Origin of the sequence: Shewanella xiamenensis (assembly GCF_014647135.1) — a bacterium.
In the GTDB taxonomy this organism is placed as follows: domain Bacteria; phylum Pseudomonadota; class Gammaproteobacteria; order Enterobacterales; family Shewanellaceae; genus Shewanella; species Shewanella xiamenensis.
In genome coordinates, this window is the sequence record NZ_BMOP01000007.1 from 147140 (window position 1) to 163733 (window position 16594).

General features: G+C 46.6%; 16 protein-coding genes. 5 read left to right on the plus strand and 11 right to left on the minus strand.

The annotated features are described in order from the left end of the window. The first annotated feature begins 36 nt into the window (after window positions 1-36). Window positions 37-1170 carry a pyridoxal-phosphate-dependent aminotransferase family protein gene (locus IEY09_RS08930; protein WP_188870748.1) on the plus strand — a complete coding sequence of 378 codons (1134 nt, stop codon included), beginning with the start codon at window positions 37-39 and terminating at the stop codon, window positions 1168-1170. Window positions 1171-1204: 34 nt separating this feature from the next. After that, complete coding sequence (locus tag IEY09_RS08935; RefSeq protein ID WP_229777797.1) at window positions 1205-1465, plus strand: hypothetical protein; 261 nt, start codon at window positions 1205-1207, stop codon at window positions 1463-1465. A gap of 1 nt (window position 1466) precedes the next feature. Here IEY09_RS08935 and IEY09_RS08940 read toward each other — a convergent pair whose 3' ends face one another. Next, entirely contained in the window at window positions 1467-1649 is a 183-nt protein-coding gene (locus tag IEY09_RS08940) for a hypothetical protein (protein WP_088586559.1), read from the minus strand. A 387-nt stretch (window positions 1650-2036) separates the two neighbouring features. On the opposite strand from IEY09_RS08940, the gene IEY09_RS08945 reads away from it, so the two are divergent. Beyond that, complete coding sequence (locus tag IEY09_RS08945; RefSeq protein ID WP_188870721.1) at window positions 2037-2978, plus strand: hypothetical protein; 942 nt, start codon at window positions 2037-2039, stop codon at window positions 2976-2978. A 599-nt stretch (window positions 2979-3577) separates the two neighbouring features. Next, window positions 3578-4453, plus strand: coding sequence for a Tim44 domain-containing protein (locus IEY09_RS08950; RefSeq protein ID WP_188870723.1), 876 nt, complete (start codon window positions 3578-3580; stop codon window positions 4451-4453). Window positions 4454-4682: 229 nt separating this feature from the next. Here IEY09_RS08950 and IEY09_RS08955 read toward each other — a convergent pair whose 3' ends face one another. From IEY09_RS08955 to IEY09_RS08980, 6 genes are all read right to left on the minus strand, one after another. Next, on the minus strand, window positions 4683-5021 hold the full coding sequence (locus tag IEY09_RS08955; RefSeq protein ID WP_037423361.1) for a hypothetical protein: 339 nt from the start codon (window positions 5019-5021) through the stop codon (window positions 4683-4685). A gap of 241 nt (window positions 5022-5262) precedes the next feature. Beyond that, complete coding sequence (locus IEY09_RS08960; RefSeq protein WP_188870725.1) at window positions 5263-6627, minus strand: sodium-dependent transporter; 1365 nt, start codon at window positions 6625-6627, stop codon at window positions 5263-5265. Window positions 6628-6963: 336 nt separating this feature from the next. Then, window positions 6964-7464: an Lrp/AsnC family transcriptional regulator gene (locus IEY09_RS08965; RefSeq protein WP_037427707.1), complete on the minus strand. Its 501-nt coding sequence runs from the start codon at window positions 7462-7464 to the stop codon at window positions 6964-6966. A gap of 346 nt (window positions 7465-7810) precedes the next feature. Further along, complete coding sequence (locus IEY09_RS08970; RefSeq protein ID WP_047535285.1) at window positions 7811-8593, minus strand: phosphatase PAP2 family protein; 783 nt, start codon at window positions 8591-8593, stop codon at window positions 7811-7813. Window positions 8594-8709: 116 nt separating this feature from the next. Next, window positions 8710-10185, minus strand: coding sequence for a cell envelope integrity protein CreD (gene creD, locus IEY09_RS08975; protein ID WP_188870727.1), 1476 nt, complete (start codon window positions 10183-10185; stop codon window positions 8710-8712). Between the two features lie 162 nt (window positions 10186-10347). Continuing rightward, complete coding sequence (locus IEY09_RS08980) at window positions 10348-10875, minus strand: hypothetical protein (RefSeq protein WP_188870728.1); 528 nt, start codon at window positions 10873-10875, stop codon at window positions 10348-10350. A 235-nt stretch (window positions 10876-11110) separates the two neighbouring features. Here IEY09_RS08980 and IEY09_RS08985 point away from each other — a divergent pair, with 235 nt between their 5' ends. Continuing rightward, entirely contained in the window at window positions 11111-12277 is a 1167-nt protein-coding gene (locus IEY09_RS08985) for a winged helix-turn-helix domain-containing protein (protein WP_188870730.1), read from the plus strand. On the opposite strand, the gene IEY09_RS08990 is transcribed toward IEY09_RS08985, so the two are convergent. From IEY09_RS08990 to IEY09_RS09005, 4 genes are all read right to left on the minus strand, one after another. Then, window positions 12274-12639 carry a hypothetical protein gene (locus tag IEY09_RS08990; RefSeq protein WP_188870732.1) on the minus strand — a complete coding sequence of 122 codons (366 nt, stop codon included), beginning with the start codon at window positions 12637-12639 and terminating at the stop codon, window positions 12274-12276. The genes IEY09_RS08985 and IEY09_RS08990 overlap by 4 nt on opposite strands. A 58-nt stretch (window positions 12640-12697) precedes the next feature. Next, complete coding sequence (locus IEY09_RS08995) at window positions 12698-13030, minus strand: hypothetical protein (protein ID WP_188870733.1); 333 nt, start codon at window positions 13028-13030, stop codon at window positions 12698-12700. A 94-nt stretch (window positions 13031-13124) separates the two neighbouring features. Next, the gene (ubiK, locus tag IEY09_RS09000) at window positions 13125-13379 is read right to left on the minus strand and encodes a ubiquinone biosynthesis accessory factor UbiK (protein WP_023266071.1); all 255 of its coding nucleotides are present in this window, start codon (window positions 13377-13379) and stop codon (window positions 13125-13127) included. A 116-nt stretch (window positions 13380-13495) separates the two neighbouring features. Continuing rightward, window positions 13496-16585 carry a multidrug efflux RND transporter permease subunit gene (locus IEY09_RS09005; RefSeq protein ID WP_023266070.1) on the minus strand — a complete coding sequence of 1030 codons (3090 nt, stop codon included), beginning with the start codon at window positions 16583-16585 and terminating at the stop codon, window positions 13496-13498. Window positions 16586-16594: the final 9 nt, after the last annotated feature.

Below are 16594 nucleotides of genomic sequence, written 5' to 3' on the forward strand. Positions count from 1 at the left end.
TAGTCAGACCTCGACCCTACGCATTAAGGAGACATGATGTTACCTGCACCGCATTTTTCTGCCTTTAATCCCCCTCGCCGCATTTTGATGGGCCCAGGTCCATCGGATGTTTATCCTGAAGTGTTAGCCGCACAGGCAAGACCGACCGTCGGCCACCTCGACCCATTGTTTGTCGCTATGATGGATGAGCTTAAAAGCCTGATCCAATATGCGTTTCAGACCAAAAATGAAATGACGATGGCAGTGTCGGCCCCCGGCAGTGCGGGCATGGAAACCTGCTTTGTGAACCTAGTCGAACCCGGCGAAAAGGTGATTGTCTGCCGCAACGGTGTGTTTGGTGAGCGTATGCGCCAAAACGTCGAGCGCGTTGGTGCGATTGCGGTGCTGGTAGATAATGAATGGGGCACACCGGTCGACCCTGCTGCCGTTGAAGCAGCACTTAAGGCCAACCCCGATGCTAAATTCCTTGCTTTTGTGCACGCCGAAACCTCAACAGGCGCGTTAAGTGACGCTAAAACCCTGTGCGCGCTGGCAAAGCAATACGGCTGTTTATCGATTGTTGATGCGGTGACTTCCCTTGGCGGCGTGAAGTTAAAAGTCGATGAATGGGGCATCGATGCCATTTATTCTGGCAGCCAGAAATGTCTCTCCTGTGTACCGGGTTTATCGCCTGTGTCCTTCTCACCCGCTGCGGTCGAAAAACTCAAGAATCGTAAAACCCCAGTGCAAAGCTGGTTCCTCGATCAAAGTCTGGTGATGGCCTATTGGACCAGCGCCGGCGGTAAGCGTAGCTATCATCACACCGCGCCTGTTAATGCGCTTTATGCCCTGCACGAATCGCTGCGTTTATTAGCGGCCGAAGGTTTAGAAAATGCCTGGAAACGTCATCAAGACATGCATTTAGTGTTGCGTGCTGGGCTTGAAAAACTCGGCCTGAAATTTGTGATTGCCGAAGCCTCGCGCTTGCCACAACTCAATGCCATTTATATCCCCGAAGGTGTTGACGATGCCGCTGTGCGTGCGCGTCTCCTTAAGGATTACAACCTTGAAATAGGTGCTGGTCTTGGTGCACTTGCAGGTAAAGCGTGGCGCATCGGTTTAATGGGCTTTGGTGCCCGTCGTGAGAATGTCGCGCTCTGTTTGCGCGCCCTAGAAGAGGTGCTGAACTAATATGTCTGTTTCGCGTATAAGGATGTTACGCAGAGTGAGTTTGCGCTTAGTTAGCTCACGTTTGTTGATTAGCGGTTTGATTCTGATCTTAAGTGGTTGTGCTTCCAGCAATATGAGCAATGCCAGTTGTGATTTTGTGCGAGGTACAGCAGGTAATCAGAGTCAACGCGAGGCCAGCGGTGATGATAGCAATGCCCGGCAGATGGATGTGGGCATCGGGATTTTAACCGCTATCTTCGGCAGCATTAGTCGAGCACTTTCTTCCGATGATAAATCGGATAAGAAGTGTTTGTAACTTAGTTAGTTTTAGCTGTCTTTGATAGTTTATAAATCCCCGTAATGCGGGGATTTTTTATAGAGACAGTACCGTTCTTTAGTGCGGGGGTATATTGATTAAGCACTGCCATTTCAGTGACACGCCGTGAATATGTCCCTATAGGCTCGATGGCGGCATCCATGCCGCCAACGGTCACTTTCATGACAGTGCTTAATCCGGTTAAGGCTTTGCTATACCTGATAGTCTGTTATTTACAACTAGGGCGTTTCAAGAGTTTAACAATGGGCGGCTCGCTTAAATTGCCCCCCTGATATTACTTTCGTGTTTACATTGTGACCGCCATAGGTACGCTAATCTTCTAAAATAAGGTCATCTTTCCAGTGTTGATTACATTAAAAAAATCGATATACTGGCGTCAGGTCATCAGTTCACCTAGTCGCTCTGGCCCTTAACGGGGCAAGCTAAACCTGACGGTTTTAAACATTTTGTAGCCAATACACCCGTTTAATTTAGGTACGTAGGGCGAAAGCAGAGCAATCCTCAGGACAATAGTCTTCTTCGTACCGTTAATTAATTAACGAGACATTATATGGCTAACACCATCCCCTACTCACATCATTCAATATCTGAATTGGCTAAGTCCCTTCGAAAATCTATTCACTCGGCCCACGGCGCTGAAATTGGTCAATCTGAAATGCTTCAGATACTAGCCAAAACTGCCGGATTTCAAAACTATCAAAGTCTGAAAGCAACCGACCCTTCGATTTCAAAAGATGAGCTACTTCACCGCATTACTGTTTCAACAGAACTTCACTGTGTCGGAGAAGTATTTGAAAAAGGGCCAGGCGGCCTTGTTCTGGACAGACGGCATCAACAGGTGAAAACCGTACTGGCGTCAGTTACTTTTACTATTACGACGGTAATATCAAAAGCCTCTTTCAATGCTACTGTCAGGATTCCGATTGACAAGCTACGGGAACGTGAACTCGATAAGCCAGAAAAACATTTGGCTCGTTACGCCCTGAAACACATTGTGCAGAATAAAGACTCTTTCCTGAAAAGTTTGAATATGATGAGCAATGTAGAAATAGTCATTTCTGATACCGTTCTAAAAAGCTATATAAACGTGCCAGAAACGACAACCGGTATGTTATTTACGGACATTGCTGTTAACGACGCAATATTTCTGCATATAGTCGAACAGTCAAATAAAGTTACCAGCGCGACTAATGCTTATAATGACTCTATTTCTTATCTAAAAGATTTGGCTTTTTCCGAAAGCTCATATTTGAGCAGCGAACATCGAGAGCGGGCATTAAGATCGCTCCAGCATATGGAGCGATCCATGGAAATTTCCACGGAAAAAGGAAAGGGCACAATGTACTCCTGGAATCGAGAGAAATTTCCAGGAATAAAAACATTCATTACCAAACTTGCTCATGGTCAGAAATTCAGTGACAGCGAGCAGGAGTATGCCAGAAGAAATCTTTACTCTTGGTCTGCTGGTGATGTGTGGCTTGATGAAGCGTGAGTACGTCAACAGAGACTAGCGATTCAAATTTCTATAGTGAACATCTATTGTTCTTAAAATATTCAGGAATGGAATTGCTTTTAAAAAGATAAGAAGCAGATAGGCCAGTTTGAAACTGGCCTATCTAAATATTAATTCAAAAGACATGCCTACCTATATGATATTTTCGTTCTTCACATAGGCTTTCAGGTCGTTGTCGTTCAGGCTATCGGAATGCACGGAAGTTAACGGGATTAAGCACTGATATGTAAGTGATTGTTGGCGGCATGTTCGCTCATTCACATCCATATGATCGCGACATTCGCACTTCCGTGTGCAGCATATATCACCGTCGAGCACACAGGGATGTGCTTGCTGCGTGTCACTGGAATGACAGTGCTTAATCATTTCTCACATTACATAGTCAGAACTGACGTGTCTTTTGTCGCATTCTTAGTCGAGTCATGTTGAACAATTAGGGACGAAGCCCCACGACTTTGATTTTGATTTAGAAGAACAAACGAAGTTTGTAAGCCTAGACCCCTCTTTTGATAGTTGACATATAATGTCATCCCGCTATGATGCCTGCACCTCTGGTTATACATACAAAGATCTTATAAATGAAAAAGTTATTTATTATGCTGGCGATGATTTTTGCGGTTAGCTTGGCTGCTAGTCCAGTCGCAGAAGCAAAAAAATTCGGCAGTAATAAGTCTATTGGCAAAAGTCATCAAACAGCGCCGGCTCAGCCTGCGGCAACTAATACTCCCACAACCCCGCCTACCGCTACACCAGCACCTGCTGCGGGCAAGAAAGGTATGATGGGCGGCATGTTAGGCGGTTTATTAGCGGGTGGCTTATTGGCTGCGCTATTTATGGGCGAAGGTTTTGAAAATATTCAATTTATGGATATTTTGATTATCGCGCTGTTGGCATTTGTGCTGTTTAAAATTGTCCGTACTCTGATGGCTTCAAAAGCCAGTACCCAGCCAAGACCTGCCTACGCAGGTGCTGGTCAACCTAATCCGAATCTGCAACGCCAGCAAGTGGAACAAACCGGTTTTGCTAGCAGTGCAAACAATGGCAGCAATGGTTTTGCTCAAGCGGCGAGCACAGTGCCTTTCCATTTGCCTGTGGGGTTTGATTTACCTAGCTTTTTAGAAGGCGCGCGTAGTCATTACAAAACCCTGCAAGTAGCATGGAACGAAAACGATTTAAGCAAAATTCAAGAGTATGTTTCGATTGAGCTTTTTAATGAGCTCAGCAACCAACGCCGTGAGCTCGTTGGCGAACAGCATACAGAAGTGATGTTCTTAGATGCTGAACTGGTCCGCGCGACACACAATGCTAATCTGGCGGAAGTGAGTGTTAAATTTAGCGGCCGCTACCGTGATACGGTTGAAGGTGTCGAAGAAGACATTAAGGAAATCTGGCATTTAGAGCGTAACCTTACGCAAGCCAACGCGCCTTGGTTAATCGTGGGTATCGAGCAGTAATCTGTCCGCCTTCAAAAGCAGCCTTTATCTCTTAAGGCTGCTTACATTCCCTTTCGCGTCAATCCAGCCTTCCCTCAGTAGTTCAACGTTATTGATTGAAAAATCGCTTATCATTACTTTGACTATTTTACTAATATGGCTATACAGTCGTTGCGAGACGAGCTGCAATTAAGTTACTCACTACTAGGGCCATTATTTGTAGATTATATTTTATAGTGCTGATTTTTCGTTATGTTGAGGTGCTAATATATGGAGAAATAAGGTGGAGGCCAAAATCAGTTAAACCTTGTACTATTCCTAATTGAATTACAAATACTACTAATGTAAAAGTTAAACCTTTACCAAAGGATAGTTGAAATATTTTGCTGTAAACTACTGATATTGCAATATATGTCACGATTAGTCCAAGCAATCCTTTGATAGCAATAACTATTGTGAATGCTAGTATTGTTCCAATCGTCACGGCTAAACCACAATGTATAATACTTTTATTTTCTGCTTCAAATAACTCAGCTCCAATTTTTACTGGAACAATCGTTATTAATATCAAGATGAGCCACGCTAGCATAATAAAATCCATTTTATAAGAAAGTCTGTTACAAAATTAATCTGTAACGTTTAAAGGAAGTCAATTTAAATTGCTCCATTGTGAGGGATTATACTTATACAAAAATAAAGTGCTATACCTTATGTATTTTTTAAGGTGGTTAGCATTATATATTTAAACATAATAAAATGGTGGGCTTAGTTTTTGATGAGGAGCTAACAATCCCCGAATTCAGTATGGATTGTTAGCGTTTGGAAAGAGGTTACACAAATTGCCTGATCGCGATCGCGATGATTAGTACTGGGCAAACATACTTCACGTACCTTGGCCAAATACGCCAGAAAAGCCCCGTGGCATCGACACCCTCTTGTCCACTTATCGTCTTGAGTAACTGGCTTTGGCGCCAAATCCAACCTAAGTAAATCGCAATACCGAGGGCGACCAGCGGTTGGGCCATTTGCGTGGTTAGCATGATAGTGAAACTAAATAGCGTCTCAAAAAATACCGCCAGTAATAAGGATAATGAGGTCAACAATAGGCCGATGATCAAGGTAGCACGTTGGCGGCTGAATCCACATTTTTGCATCACATAACTCGTTGGCACCTCGGCGATGGAAATGGCTGACGTCAGGCCGGCGATGATCAGCAGCATAAAGAACACTACGCTAATAATGAGGTTGGCCGTGTCGCCTAGGGTTGAGAATAAGGCGGGTAAAACAGTAAAGACCAATGCATCCGAATCGATCAACTTGCCTTCTGCACTAAAAATCTGCACGCCATTATGCTGGGCCACATACATGGCTGGGATGATTAAAAAGGCGGCGAGAAAGGCGATGCCGCTATCGGTAAAGGCAACCCAGATGGTTAATTTGGCAATATTCTCTTTTTGGCTCAAATAGCTGCCATAAACCATCATGGCACCAGTGCCTATGGTGAGTGAGAAAAAGGTCTGTCCGAGTGCGCTCAGCAAGGTATCTGGCGCGATAGCCTTGGCAACGTTAGGCGTTAATAGTGCGGTAATGCCTTCACTCGCGCCATTGAGGGTGAAGATATAGGTCACACCCGCGATCAGCATGATCAACAATAGCGGCATTAAGCGTTTAGACCATTTTTCGATACCTTGCTGCACTCCCTGCAGCAATACCAAAAATACCAGTGCGCTAAAAATTAGCGTGAACACCAGATTGCGCGATAGCGAGAAATCCACTAACCAAGCGGCGGTATCGTGCGAGCCCATAGCCGTGGCAATTGGGGCGATGGCGTAGCTCACAAACCAGCCAGAAAGAATGCTGTAGAAGGTGTAGATCAACCCTGCTGTTACGATAGAAATTAATCCTATTGCCTTGCCTAAATTGCGGCTGAGCGAGTTGAAACCGAGTTTGCCCATGGCATCGGCGGGGTTGGTTTGTCCGTGGCGACCAATCATAAGTTCAGCCATCAGCATGGGAATGCCTAGGATAAAAATCAGTACTAGGTACACCAGCAAAAAGGCACCGCCGCCATGGGTTGCCGCTTGGGTGGGGAATCCCCAAATGTTGCCGACACCAACGGCACTGCCGGCTGCCGCCATAATAAAACCTAAGCGTGAGCTGAAATGGTTAGTCGAATTTGTATTGGCCGATTGCATGGTGCCTCCCGTAAAAAGAAGGCGTATCTTAGGCGGATAAATAAGAAGTTCAACGCAATTTTAGTGCGTTAAATTGATGTTAATCAGCAATTATTGTCCGTATTTTGCTTTAATTTTGGTGTTAAATTTTGATTTGTGGTGATGTTCGAGATTATGTTGCTCGTGGCGGTGGCAGGCAGCCTCGCTTTAGCGATTAATTGCGATGGTAAAAACCTAATAAATTGTGATCTTATCGCTAAAAATACCTTTCGCAGGATGAGCTACTTGGGGTAGCGACGCTGCAACTATAGCTGCATTGGTCTCACGCTATCGCAGAAGCTGCCACTTTTACTGCGCTTAGGGTTCAATGGTGATATGGCTTAAGGGGATGGCCGTGTGCTCTTTGACCTTTTTCAACACGAAGCTGGAATGCACACCTGCGATATGCACATTGGTGGTGAGTTTATCTAACAGAAAAGTACGAAAGTGCGCCATATCTTGGACTAACACTTTGAGTTGATAGTCGGCTTCAGAACCTGTGATCAGCGCGCATTCTTGGACTTCTTCGTAGCCCAGTATATTGGCTTCAAATTGGTTGAGGATTGCAGGCGTGTGTTTTTCCATCCTTACATGGATATACGCAGTCAAATGTAGGTTGAATTTATCCGCTGACAGACGCGTGACATAATCGGCAATATAACCCGCTTCTTCTAGGGCTTTAACGCGGCGTGAGCAAGGGGACGGCGACAGGCCGACTTTCGTTGCCAGTTCAAGATTCGATAACCTGCCGTGGGTTTGTAGTAAACGCAAAATGGTTAAATCGAGTTGGTCGAGTTTATATGGGTGAGTTTCAGTCATGGAAAGTTTAGGGGTAGCGGACTCTACCCCTAGTTTGCCAGTGTTAGCGCTGTTTGCCAAAAATCTTGTGTAATACCAATCACATTAAATATCTAATCAGTTCAGAGCCTCACAGGCATTTCAATCCAAGGCGCATTGACGCAGAAATGGTCATTCCCTTTTAAGTCAATGCAACACCGGAGTGGGATGCCTGTGAGGCTCCCGAAGGGCGGGGTTGAACGTGCTTTATACTGCGTTTAAGGCTTTCGACAGAGCACCACTATGCCTTCAAGCCTTCGCCTTGTCTAAAGCGCGTTTAACTCCCGCTGAATGAACNAGGTCTGATGGCGAATTGTCGGTCTAGGCGTTATTGCGAAGAGGTTTTCGCAAACCTTTGCGTGAATAGACGCATTTTACTGACCAAAAATATGCTTAAGCTGCTGATGATTGCGGCGAGTAGGGTGGAAAAGAGCACATCCTGCGGCCAGTGCATGCCGAGTAGCATACGGCTTAGGCCCATCAATAATCCCCAAACCAATAACGCACTGGTGAATAGAGGTAAACCCGCTAAAAGCAGATAGTAGCTGGCGGTTAGCACTAAGGTTACGGCAAAAATGGTGTGTCCAGACGGGAAGGAATAGCCGATTTCATCTTCCCAATGTTGGTGGATTTTTGGGGACAGTTTTACCGCTGAGGTTCTCGTTTGCAGCTCGGTCAGCGCCTCAGCAATGGCCTGTGAGCGTTCTGGTTTTGCGAGTTGATAGAAGGTTTGCGGAGTTAACTGTGCATCATCTGGGAGTGCTTGCTCAGATAGATACACCAGATTGGGCCTTGGCTCTTTAAAAAAACTTTTAAGGGCATGGCTAGTGCTTAGGCTTAATACTTGGCTTAGGCTGATGGCTAAAAACAAGTTAATAAATAATGCTTTAGGCATATAACAATAGGCAAGCGCCAACACGACTAAAACAGTCGCAACCCCATAGGGCGCTGTGCCGGTTGTGGTGAGCCAGTACAAGGCTCTGGCTAAGGGCGATTGTAGATCGAGCAGCGGAAATAATTGATTTTGCGTAAGTAACAGTAGGCTTGGAATCGCTGCTAGCAGTAACCATACAAGCACCAAACGACGTAGAAGATAGGCTGGATGAGTCAAAATATTCGCCTCCGAGTAAACGCAATAGGCTACATGTCACATGTGGTCTTGCCAATAAAAAAATCCCGACAGCAAAAAGTGCGCTGTCGGGGGCTTCAAGGGTGGAGCGGTAGGTGCTATTGCACTGTGTCCTTGGGTTGATGACGGGTTACGAACATCAAAATCAGTAAAACCACTAATAACAAGCCAGTACCCATCAGTAGGGCGTAATCTTCTAATTGCAGTATTGAGTACAACACCGCATACAAGCTCACCAGCATAGTGCCTACTATCGCGCCACGTTTAACGCTAGCGGTGGCACTGCCCACATAAGCGGATACCGACAGCACAGGAATACAGGCGGCGATCAGATAGGCTTGCAGGAAGGCAAGATGCTCCGAGAGTGACAGTAACAGCAGGTAGAACAGGGCCATCGCACTGCCAACCAGCATATATTGCACTGTGCTTAGGCTGGTCTTTTGACCCAGCTCGAAGATAAATAACATGATAAAAGTCAGTACGATAAACAGCAGGCCGTATTTGACTGAGCGCTCAATCTTGCCGTAATGGGTTACAGGTTCAAATAACATGGCATTGGCTACGACTTCGGTAAGCGTCGACTGATTACTCTTAATAAACTCCTGCGGATAGTTGCGAGTTAAGTGACTGATATTCCAGTTGGCGGTAAATCCGTTGGCAGTGATTTCGCGCTCTGCTGGGAGTAAGCCTTTAAAACTCGGGTGCGGCCAGTCGGCATGGATATTCAGCAGGGTTTGTTCGCCTAATGGCAGGGCACTAATCGACTGAGAGCCGCGCAGTGTCATGGCAAAGTTCACGCTAAAATCACTTGCTTCGCCGACTTGGATCCCTTGGTTAAAACCTTTCTCCAGACCGCCAGTCGTCAAGCCAGTGCCCGACATCAGTGAACCTGAGAGTAAGACTGAATCGCCTGTCACCTCAATCTTTTCTACTTTATCAATTGCTTGGTTTGATGACACACCAAAGACTAAACGGGCATTTTTGTTATCAAAGGCGATAAGGTTAGGAATGTCATAACGATTTAAGCGAAAGTCAGCCTGCCCCGTAAGCGCCGCGTTATACACCAGCGATTGATAAATGCCACGGGTACGGAAATCATGTTTTAGGTCTAAATCGAGAGTGAGCTTTTTCGGCAGAATCACCAGCTCATCTTGATAGGTGCGCTTCACTTCGTGGCGGGTTTTGCCGTCGTTACTGACTTCTTCCTGCATCACAAAATAACTGTAGGGGATTACCAACGCTGGGCCCGAGAGGGTTTGCTGCTCGCCCCATGAGCGGCCGATTTCATCGACCACACTGTTGTAAAGCATTTCGCGATCGGACGTCATATCCATAATGATCCCGAGCGGTAGCAAGGCCACAATCGACAGTATGCCAATGGTTAAGGCCTTTAATAGCGTGGTGTTTTTTGCCGTTCCCTTTGTCGTAGTTGCTGCCCACGGCTCTTGTGTTGACATATCGGTTCCTTGATCACGATTGAGTTTTTTAAGGAGTGCGCGCGCCACTAAATAGATAGCGCCGCCAAACAGCGCCAAACTCAGTAACGTGAGCACCCAGAAAATAATGTTAAACATGGATTTCATTCCCTATGAAATACGCGCGAGTCGCCATTGCATACTATTGAGCTAACTCGATATTACGGCGGGTATTAAAGCAGATTTGCCCACGGAAGTTGCGGGCAAGTTGCTGATCAATAGTGGCAAAATTATGGCAATCGCCTTTAAGTGCGCTAAAACCTATTTTGAACTGGTGCGTTGTTTGCCAAATTTCGGGTGTTTAGCCTCAAAGTCATCTTCCTTGCGGATATGTTTGAGTAGCACCTCAAGACATTCCTTAAAGACATCGATTTCTTCGGAGTATACGGCGGCATGGTGTGAAAACCATTGGTGTTTTTCACGCTCACGATTATTGCAGTCCGGCCAAATACGTAGCTCATACTCATCGCCAATCACGACAATCGCATAGTCGATTGCGCCATTGCTAAAGGTGATGCATTGGGGCAGATACACGGGCTCTTCACCCTTGAATAATTCGTACCAAATGGCATCGCTGCGCCAAGAGACTATGGGTAAAGGCGCTTTAATGGAGCAGCCAATCGATTGATGTTGGTTAAACAGGACTGTCTTAATATCGTCGATGCTGAAAGGTTGTAACTCGCCATTCTTTTCTCCGAGTGAGTACAGCATATTCATTAAAAATGGCAGTTTAGTACCATTGCCGGTTTTACGGCCGCAGAGTTTGGCTTCGCGGTAATAGATATTCATTCATCAATCCTTAATGAGGGGCTAACCTTTGTAAGAGGGAGTTGTTTGACTCGAGGTAAGCGATAGCCCTAAGCGAGGAAATGCCCTATGTTAACTCAAGTTGTACGCGAGCTGACAAATTCACGCTAAGTTTACGAAATATCCGACAAAAGTAAGAGGATTATCCTTTTGATCATCTGTCAGTCATGGCATCAACCTTAGGGCGCAATTGTTTTTGAGCATTTTGGGAGAATTTATGTCGAGTCCTTTTTCACCCCGCGAGTGGTTACAGCTGAATATGCAGCAGCAAGGTTTACTGCAACCTCACTCGTCGGTGAGCGAGCTGATTAGCCGTCTCGGGTATGTGCAAATCGATTCGATTAATGTGGTCGAGCGGGCGCACCACCATGTGTTGCATAGCCGGATGCCACAGTATCAACCGCAGATGTTAGATACTGCGCTGGCGCAGGGCGAGATTTTTGAATATTGGTCCCATGCGGCGGCCTATTTGCCGATTGCCGACTACCGTTTTAGTTTGCAACGTAAACAACAGCTGCAAAATGGCGGCAAACATTGGTTTGAGCCAGACGATAGGGTGATGCAGGAAGTGCGCGCCCGCATTCGCGCCGAAGGGCCGTTGAAGGCCAGTGATTTTGAACATGCCGAAGGCAAAAACGGTGCCTGGTGGGATTGGAAACCCGCTAAAAAGGCATTAGAGCAGTTGTTTATGCGCGGCGAGTTAATGGTGGTGCGCAGGGAGAGATTTCAAAAATGCTATGATTTGACTGAGCGTGTGCTGCCAAGTCATATCAATACCAAAGCACCGAGCGAGAGCGAATTTGCCCGCCACTTGATTGAGCGTTATCTCGATGCCCATGCCTTTGGTTCAGCGGCACAAATCGCTTATCTGCGCAAAGGTATAAAAGCGCACGTGTCTGAGCAATTAGCCGCTATGCAGTCTCAGGGTGAGTTGGCAAGCTTTAAGGCCGAAGGGCAATGGTATTTTTATCGCCCCGAGCTGCACATAACCGCTGCGATGCCCAACCGAGTCTGGTTACTCAATCCCTTCGATAATCTATTAATTCAGCGGCAGCGATTAAAGCAATGGTTTGATTTTGATTACCAAATTGAAGTCTATGTGCCCGCCGAAAAACGCCAATATGGCTATTACTCCCTCGCGATTTTGTGGCGTGACTGCTTTGTTGGCCGCGTGGATGTTAAAGCTGATAGGCAAAGCGGTTTACTGTTATTACAACAGCTGACCTTAGAAGAGGGATTTAGCGGCATGGATAATGACTTCTGTGCAGCATTTGAGGCGGCAGTTGCTGAGTATGCGCGTTTTAATGGTTGCAGCCGCTGGAAACTGGTGAAGGCTAACCATAAGGCATTTAAACAACTATACGGGCGGCAGCAGAAGATCTAATCAGGATCTTTGTCGTTATCTGGGCGTTTGTCTTTAGGCGGTACATCCATCCAGCGAAAGCACAGGTACAGCAATGCCAAAAAGAGCAGCGGCAGGGTGGCATAGGCTAAGGATAATGAACCGTTCTCACCGCGCGCGAGCCAGTAGCAGGGAATGTACACTAAGGGATAGGCAAGAGTTCCCCACAGAAAACTTTTATTCATCAGCCGGTAAAACCAATGCACTTTAATCGTGGTGCGGCTGGCAAGCCCCATCAGGCTGGCGAGGACTACAAAGGGATAGCTGAGCAGTGGCAGGCCGCCAAGGAGCAATAATCCCCAAAGCAGATAGTCCTGATTAAAAGTGGTGCTTGCGATATCCATGGCTTTCTTCCCTGACGATTCGAACTCTGGCGCTAGGTCTTAGCGCCGACGGCTATTCTTACTCGTTAAGCCCTTGCTGCATCTTAAGCCAAAAGCCTTGTTGGCAGAGATTGCTAAAGGACTTTTGCTGCGGCGAAATCGCGATATTGGCGGTGACGACTCGATAACTCAACCAATAATCCTCACAAATCGCGTTTGGCTCATCAGCTTGTTTATCTTGCTCGCTTAACAGACTGACCACAACCCCGTTGTTGAAGTGATATAAGGTCAAAGATTCACACATTTCAGCATTATCGTCTCGATAACTTTGCTGCTCTTGGGTGTGGCTCACCACTGAAACTGGGCTAGGATAGCCTTGAATAGCAAGGATGTAGCTGGCGAGTTGTTGCATTATTTCCCTAAGTGACTCAATGTTTGAAGTGTTAAAAACAAAAAAGCACAGCTGCGCCATCGCTAACTGTGCTCTTTCAAACATGCATTATAAGTTAGTCTGCGGCGTTTAGCTTTTTCTCAAGCTCATTCACTTGTGCTTGCAGGGCTTCTAATTTCTCGCGGGTTTTCAGTAATACATGCTGTTGTACTTCAAACTCCTCACGGGACACCATATCCAACTTGAGCAATTGATTTTGCAGCACTTGCTTGCTGCGCTCTTCAAATTCGCCGGCAAATTGCTTAAGACCGCTGGGCAGGCTATCGCTCAGTTGCTTCGCCATTTCTTCGATTTTCTTTGGATTGATCATCTTCTTGTCCGCCTCTTTACTGAATGGGAGGATTGTAACCTAGTACGTTGGCTTTCAAAAGAAAACCGCCTTGTAAAACCTACGTCTTAAGGGACGTAGGTTTTACTTGGATGCGGTTAGCTGTTGTGGGCTAGCCCGTCGGTATCTTCGTCAAACACGGGCAAAGGCTCGTGTTTTTCAGCAAGATAGGTATAAATCACCGGTAATACAAACAGGGTGAAAATGGTCCCAATTGATAAACCTGCGACAATCACAATACCGATATTAAAGCGTGCTACCGCACCTGCACCGGAAGCAAACAATAGCGGTAACAGACCCGCAATCATCGCTGCTGTGGTCATTAAAATCGGGCGTAAGCGGATGGTTGCCGCCAGTTTAATCGCCTCAAGTTTAGATAGCCCACGGTGGAGTTGTTCCTCTTTGGCCACTTCGCACATCAAGATCCCGTGTTTAGTGATAAGACCCACCAAGGTAATTAATCCCACCTGGGTGTAGATATTGATTTTGGCTAAGCCAAACACATGGGTCCACCCGAGTACAATCAAGGCGCCGCTAATCGCCAGCGGTACAGATACCAAGATGACTAAGGGATCTTTAAGGCTTTCAAATTGGCTGGCGAGTACTAAGAAAATAATCGCAATTGCCAGCAAGAAAGTGGCATAAAGTGCCGATCCTTCAGTGACAAACTGGCGCGCTTCACCGAGGAAGTCGTAGCTATAACCCTTAGGTAACTCATTATCGCCAATATTTTGCAAAAAGCTGATGGCATCACCAATGGCTACGCCTGGCGCGGCTACACCACCCACAGTTAAGGCATTCATTTGGTTAAAGTGGGGTAGTGAGCGAGGCTCGGCCACCATCTCAATATCAACCAAGCTGGATAGCGGAATGGATTTACCATCAGCGGCTTTGACATAGTAATTGGCCAGCGACTCAGGATTGGCGCGCAGTTTACGCTCTACCTGTGGGATCACTTCGTAGGAGCGACCATCCAAGTTAATGCGATTCACATAGCCATCACTCATCATGGTGGCGAGAGTGATCCCAATGTCTTGCATGGTCACGCCGTAGGTACCGGCTAAATCACGCTTGATGTGCAGTTTCATTGTGCCTGAATCAAATTTCAGGTTGATTTCTGAGTACACAAACAAGGGACTCTTTTGCACCTTTTCCAGTACGCTGGTACCGATTTGGAAGAGGCTAGCGAAGGAGTTTGATGTGGTAATCACAAACTGAATCGGTAAACCACTCGACGCCCCAGGCAGCTCAGGCATTTGGAACGTTGTAATCGCCATTCCAGGAATGTGCTTCACTTCTTTAGCAAAAAACTCCTGCATTTGTTTTTGGCTCTTATCCCGTTCACTCCAAGGCACTAATGGCGCGATCCCGAAGGCTTGGCTGGAACTTGGTACTCCGACAAAGGCGAGTGACGCGGCTGATTCAGGCTGTGCCTTAATCATATCAGTGACTAAGCCCATATTGGCTTGGATGTAGTCCAAGTTGGCAGTCGAAGGTGCCGTGCCCATCATCATTACCACGCCTTTATCTTCGTTGGGCGCCAGTTCTGATGGGATAAACTTAAACAACACTGGCAGTGAAGCGAACACGATAATCGCAAAGGCGACGATCACTGGGCGATGTAACATCACCGCATCTAGCATGTTGCTGTAACGGCGAGTCAGCCCCGTGAGGAAGTTTTCGACTCCCATTTCGAAGCGATTAGGTGCGGTATGGGGTTTGAGAATTTTGGCACACATCATGGGTGACAGTGTCAGTGCCACTATGCCCGAGATAAACACAGAACCTGCGAGTGTAAGGGCAAACTCCTTAAATAATGAGCCGGTGATCCCGCCCATTAAGGCAATCGGCGCATAAACCGCGGCGAGGGTAATGGTCATGGAGATCACTGGCACCGCGATTTCGCGGGTACCGATAATCGCGGCTCTAAAGGGTGACTCACCCAGCTTAATATGTCTGTCGACGTTTTCAACCACCACAATCGCATCGTCAACCACCAAACCAATGGCGAGCACCATGGCCAGTAGGGTCATGAGATTGAGCGTAAAACCAAACATCTGCATGATGATGGCAACCCCAATCAGCGAGAGCGGAATGGTCACAATCGGGATCACCACGGCGCGAAGCGAACCTAAGAAGAGAGTGATCACCACGATAACAATAATCGCGGCTTCTCCAATGGTTTTAACCACTTCTTTAATCGATTCATCAATTGCGAGTGAGGAGTCGTACAGAATGCTCGATTCAATGGATGGCGGTAAGTTACGCTCAATTTCAGGTAACAGGGCGCGGGTATCAGCCGCAACGGTAAGCGGGTTAGCCGTTGGCGTGACATCAAGGCCGATGACCACGGCTTCTTTGCCATTGGCTAAGGCGCGGTAGATATCATGACTCTTTTCGAGGCTAACATCGGCAATATCACCGAGACGGACGACTAAACCGTCTTTACTACCGATCACTAAGCGTTTTAACTCTTCGATGGTAGCAACTTGAGTGTCTGCAGTACCGTTAAAAAGGGTGTACACACTATTGGTTTGACCCACTGCTGACTGATAGTTGTTCGCCTGCAATACTTGCATTACATCGCTGGAGGAGAGGTTAAACGCCCCCATTCTGGCCGGATCGAGCCAAATACGCATGGCGTATTTAATACCACCGTATAAATTCACCTTAGCAACGCCGTCAATGGTAAAGAGCTGGGGTTTGACGACGCGCTCAAGGTAATCCGTTAGCTGGCTTGAGTTAATCTGGTCACTAAAAAATGAAATATACAGTACAGAGGTTTGCGAGCCAGTGGACATTTCAACACTGGGATCTTCAGCCTCTTTGGGCAATTGCGATCTCACCGAGTTTACTTTGGCGAGAATATCGGCCAAGGCACCATTGGGATCGGTATTGAGCTTCATATACACCGAAATTTTCGAGGTGCCGAGGAAGCTCTCTGAGGTCATAAAGTCAACGTTATCGGCCTGCGCTAACGCTTGCTCTAACGGTTGAGTAATAAAACCTTGGATTAGATTTGCATCCGCGCCGTAATAACTGGTCGATACCGTGACTACGGTATTCGTCATCTTCGGATATTCACGCACTTGCATGCTATTGAGGGCATTAAAGCCTAACAGCAGCAAGAGAAAGCTGATTGAGGCGGCGAGTACGGGTCGCCTAATAAAGATATCTGTAAAGCGCATTATCTTGCT

Excerpts from the sequence above, each read along its gene's own strand:
- IEY09_RS08930 (WP_188870748.1), top strand. The coding sequence starts at position 37 with ATGTTACCTGCACCGCATTTTTCTGCCTTTAATCCCCCTCGCCGCATT.
- IEY09_RS08940 (WP_088586559.1), bottom strand. The coding sequence starts at position 1,649 with ATGAAAGTGACCGTTGGCGGCATGGATGCCGCCATCGAGCCTATAGGG.
- IEY09_RS08945 (WP_188870721.1), top strand. The coding sequence starts at position 2,037 with ATGGCTAACACCATCCCCTACTCACATCATTCAATATCTGAATTGGCT.
- IEY09_RS08950 (WP_188870723.1), top strand. The coding sequence starts at position 3,578 with ATGAAAAAGTTATTTATTATGCTGGCGATGATTTTTGCGGTTAGCTTG.
- IEY09_RS08955 (WP_037423361.1), bottom strand. The coding sequence starts at position 5,021 with ATGCTAGCGTGGCTCATCTTGATATTAATAACGATTGTTCCAGTAAAA.
- IEY09_RS08960 (WP_188870725.1), bottom strand. The coding sequence starts at position 6,627 with ATGCAATCGGCCAATACAAATTCGACTAACCATTTCAGCTCACGCTTA.
- IEY09_RS08965 (WP_037427707.1), bottom strand. The coding sequence starts at position 7,464 with ATGACTGAAACTCACCCATATAAACTCGACCAACTCGATTTAACCATT.
- creD (WP_188870727.1), bottom strand. The coding sequence starts at position 10,185 with ATGTTTAACATTATTTTCTGGGTGCTCACGTTACTGAGTTTGGCGCTG.
- IEY09_RS08980 (WP_188870728.1), bottom strand. The coding sequence starts at position 10,875 with ATGAATATCTATTACCGCGAAGCCAAACTCTGCGGCCGTAAAACCGGC.
- IEY09_RS08985 (WP_188870730.1), top strand. The coding sequence starts at position 11,111 with ATGTCGAGTCCTTTTTCACCCCGCGAGTGGTTACAGCTGAATATGCAG.
- IEY09_RS08990 (WP_188870732.1), bottom strand. The coding sequence starts at position 12,639 with ATGGATATCGCAAGCACCACTTTTAATCAGGACTATCTGCTTTGGGGA.
- IEY09_RS08995 (WP_188870733.1), bottom strand. The coding sequence starts at position 13,030 with ATGCAACAACTCGCCAGCTACATCCTTGCTATTCAAGGCTATCCTAGC.
- ubiK (WP_023266071.1), bottom strand. The coding sequence starts at position 13,379 with ATGATCAATCCAAAGAAAATCGAAGAAATGGCGAAGCAACTGAGCGAT.
- IEY09_RS09005 (WP_023266070.1), bottom strand. The coding sequence starts at position 16,585 with ATGCGCTTTACAGATATCTTTATTAGGCGACCCGTACTCGCCGCCTCA.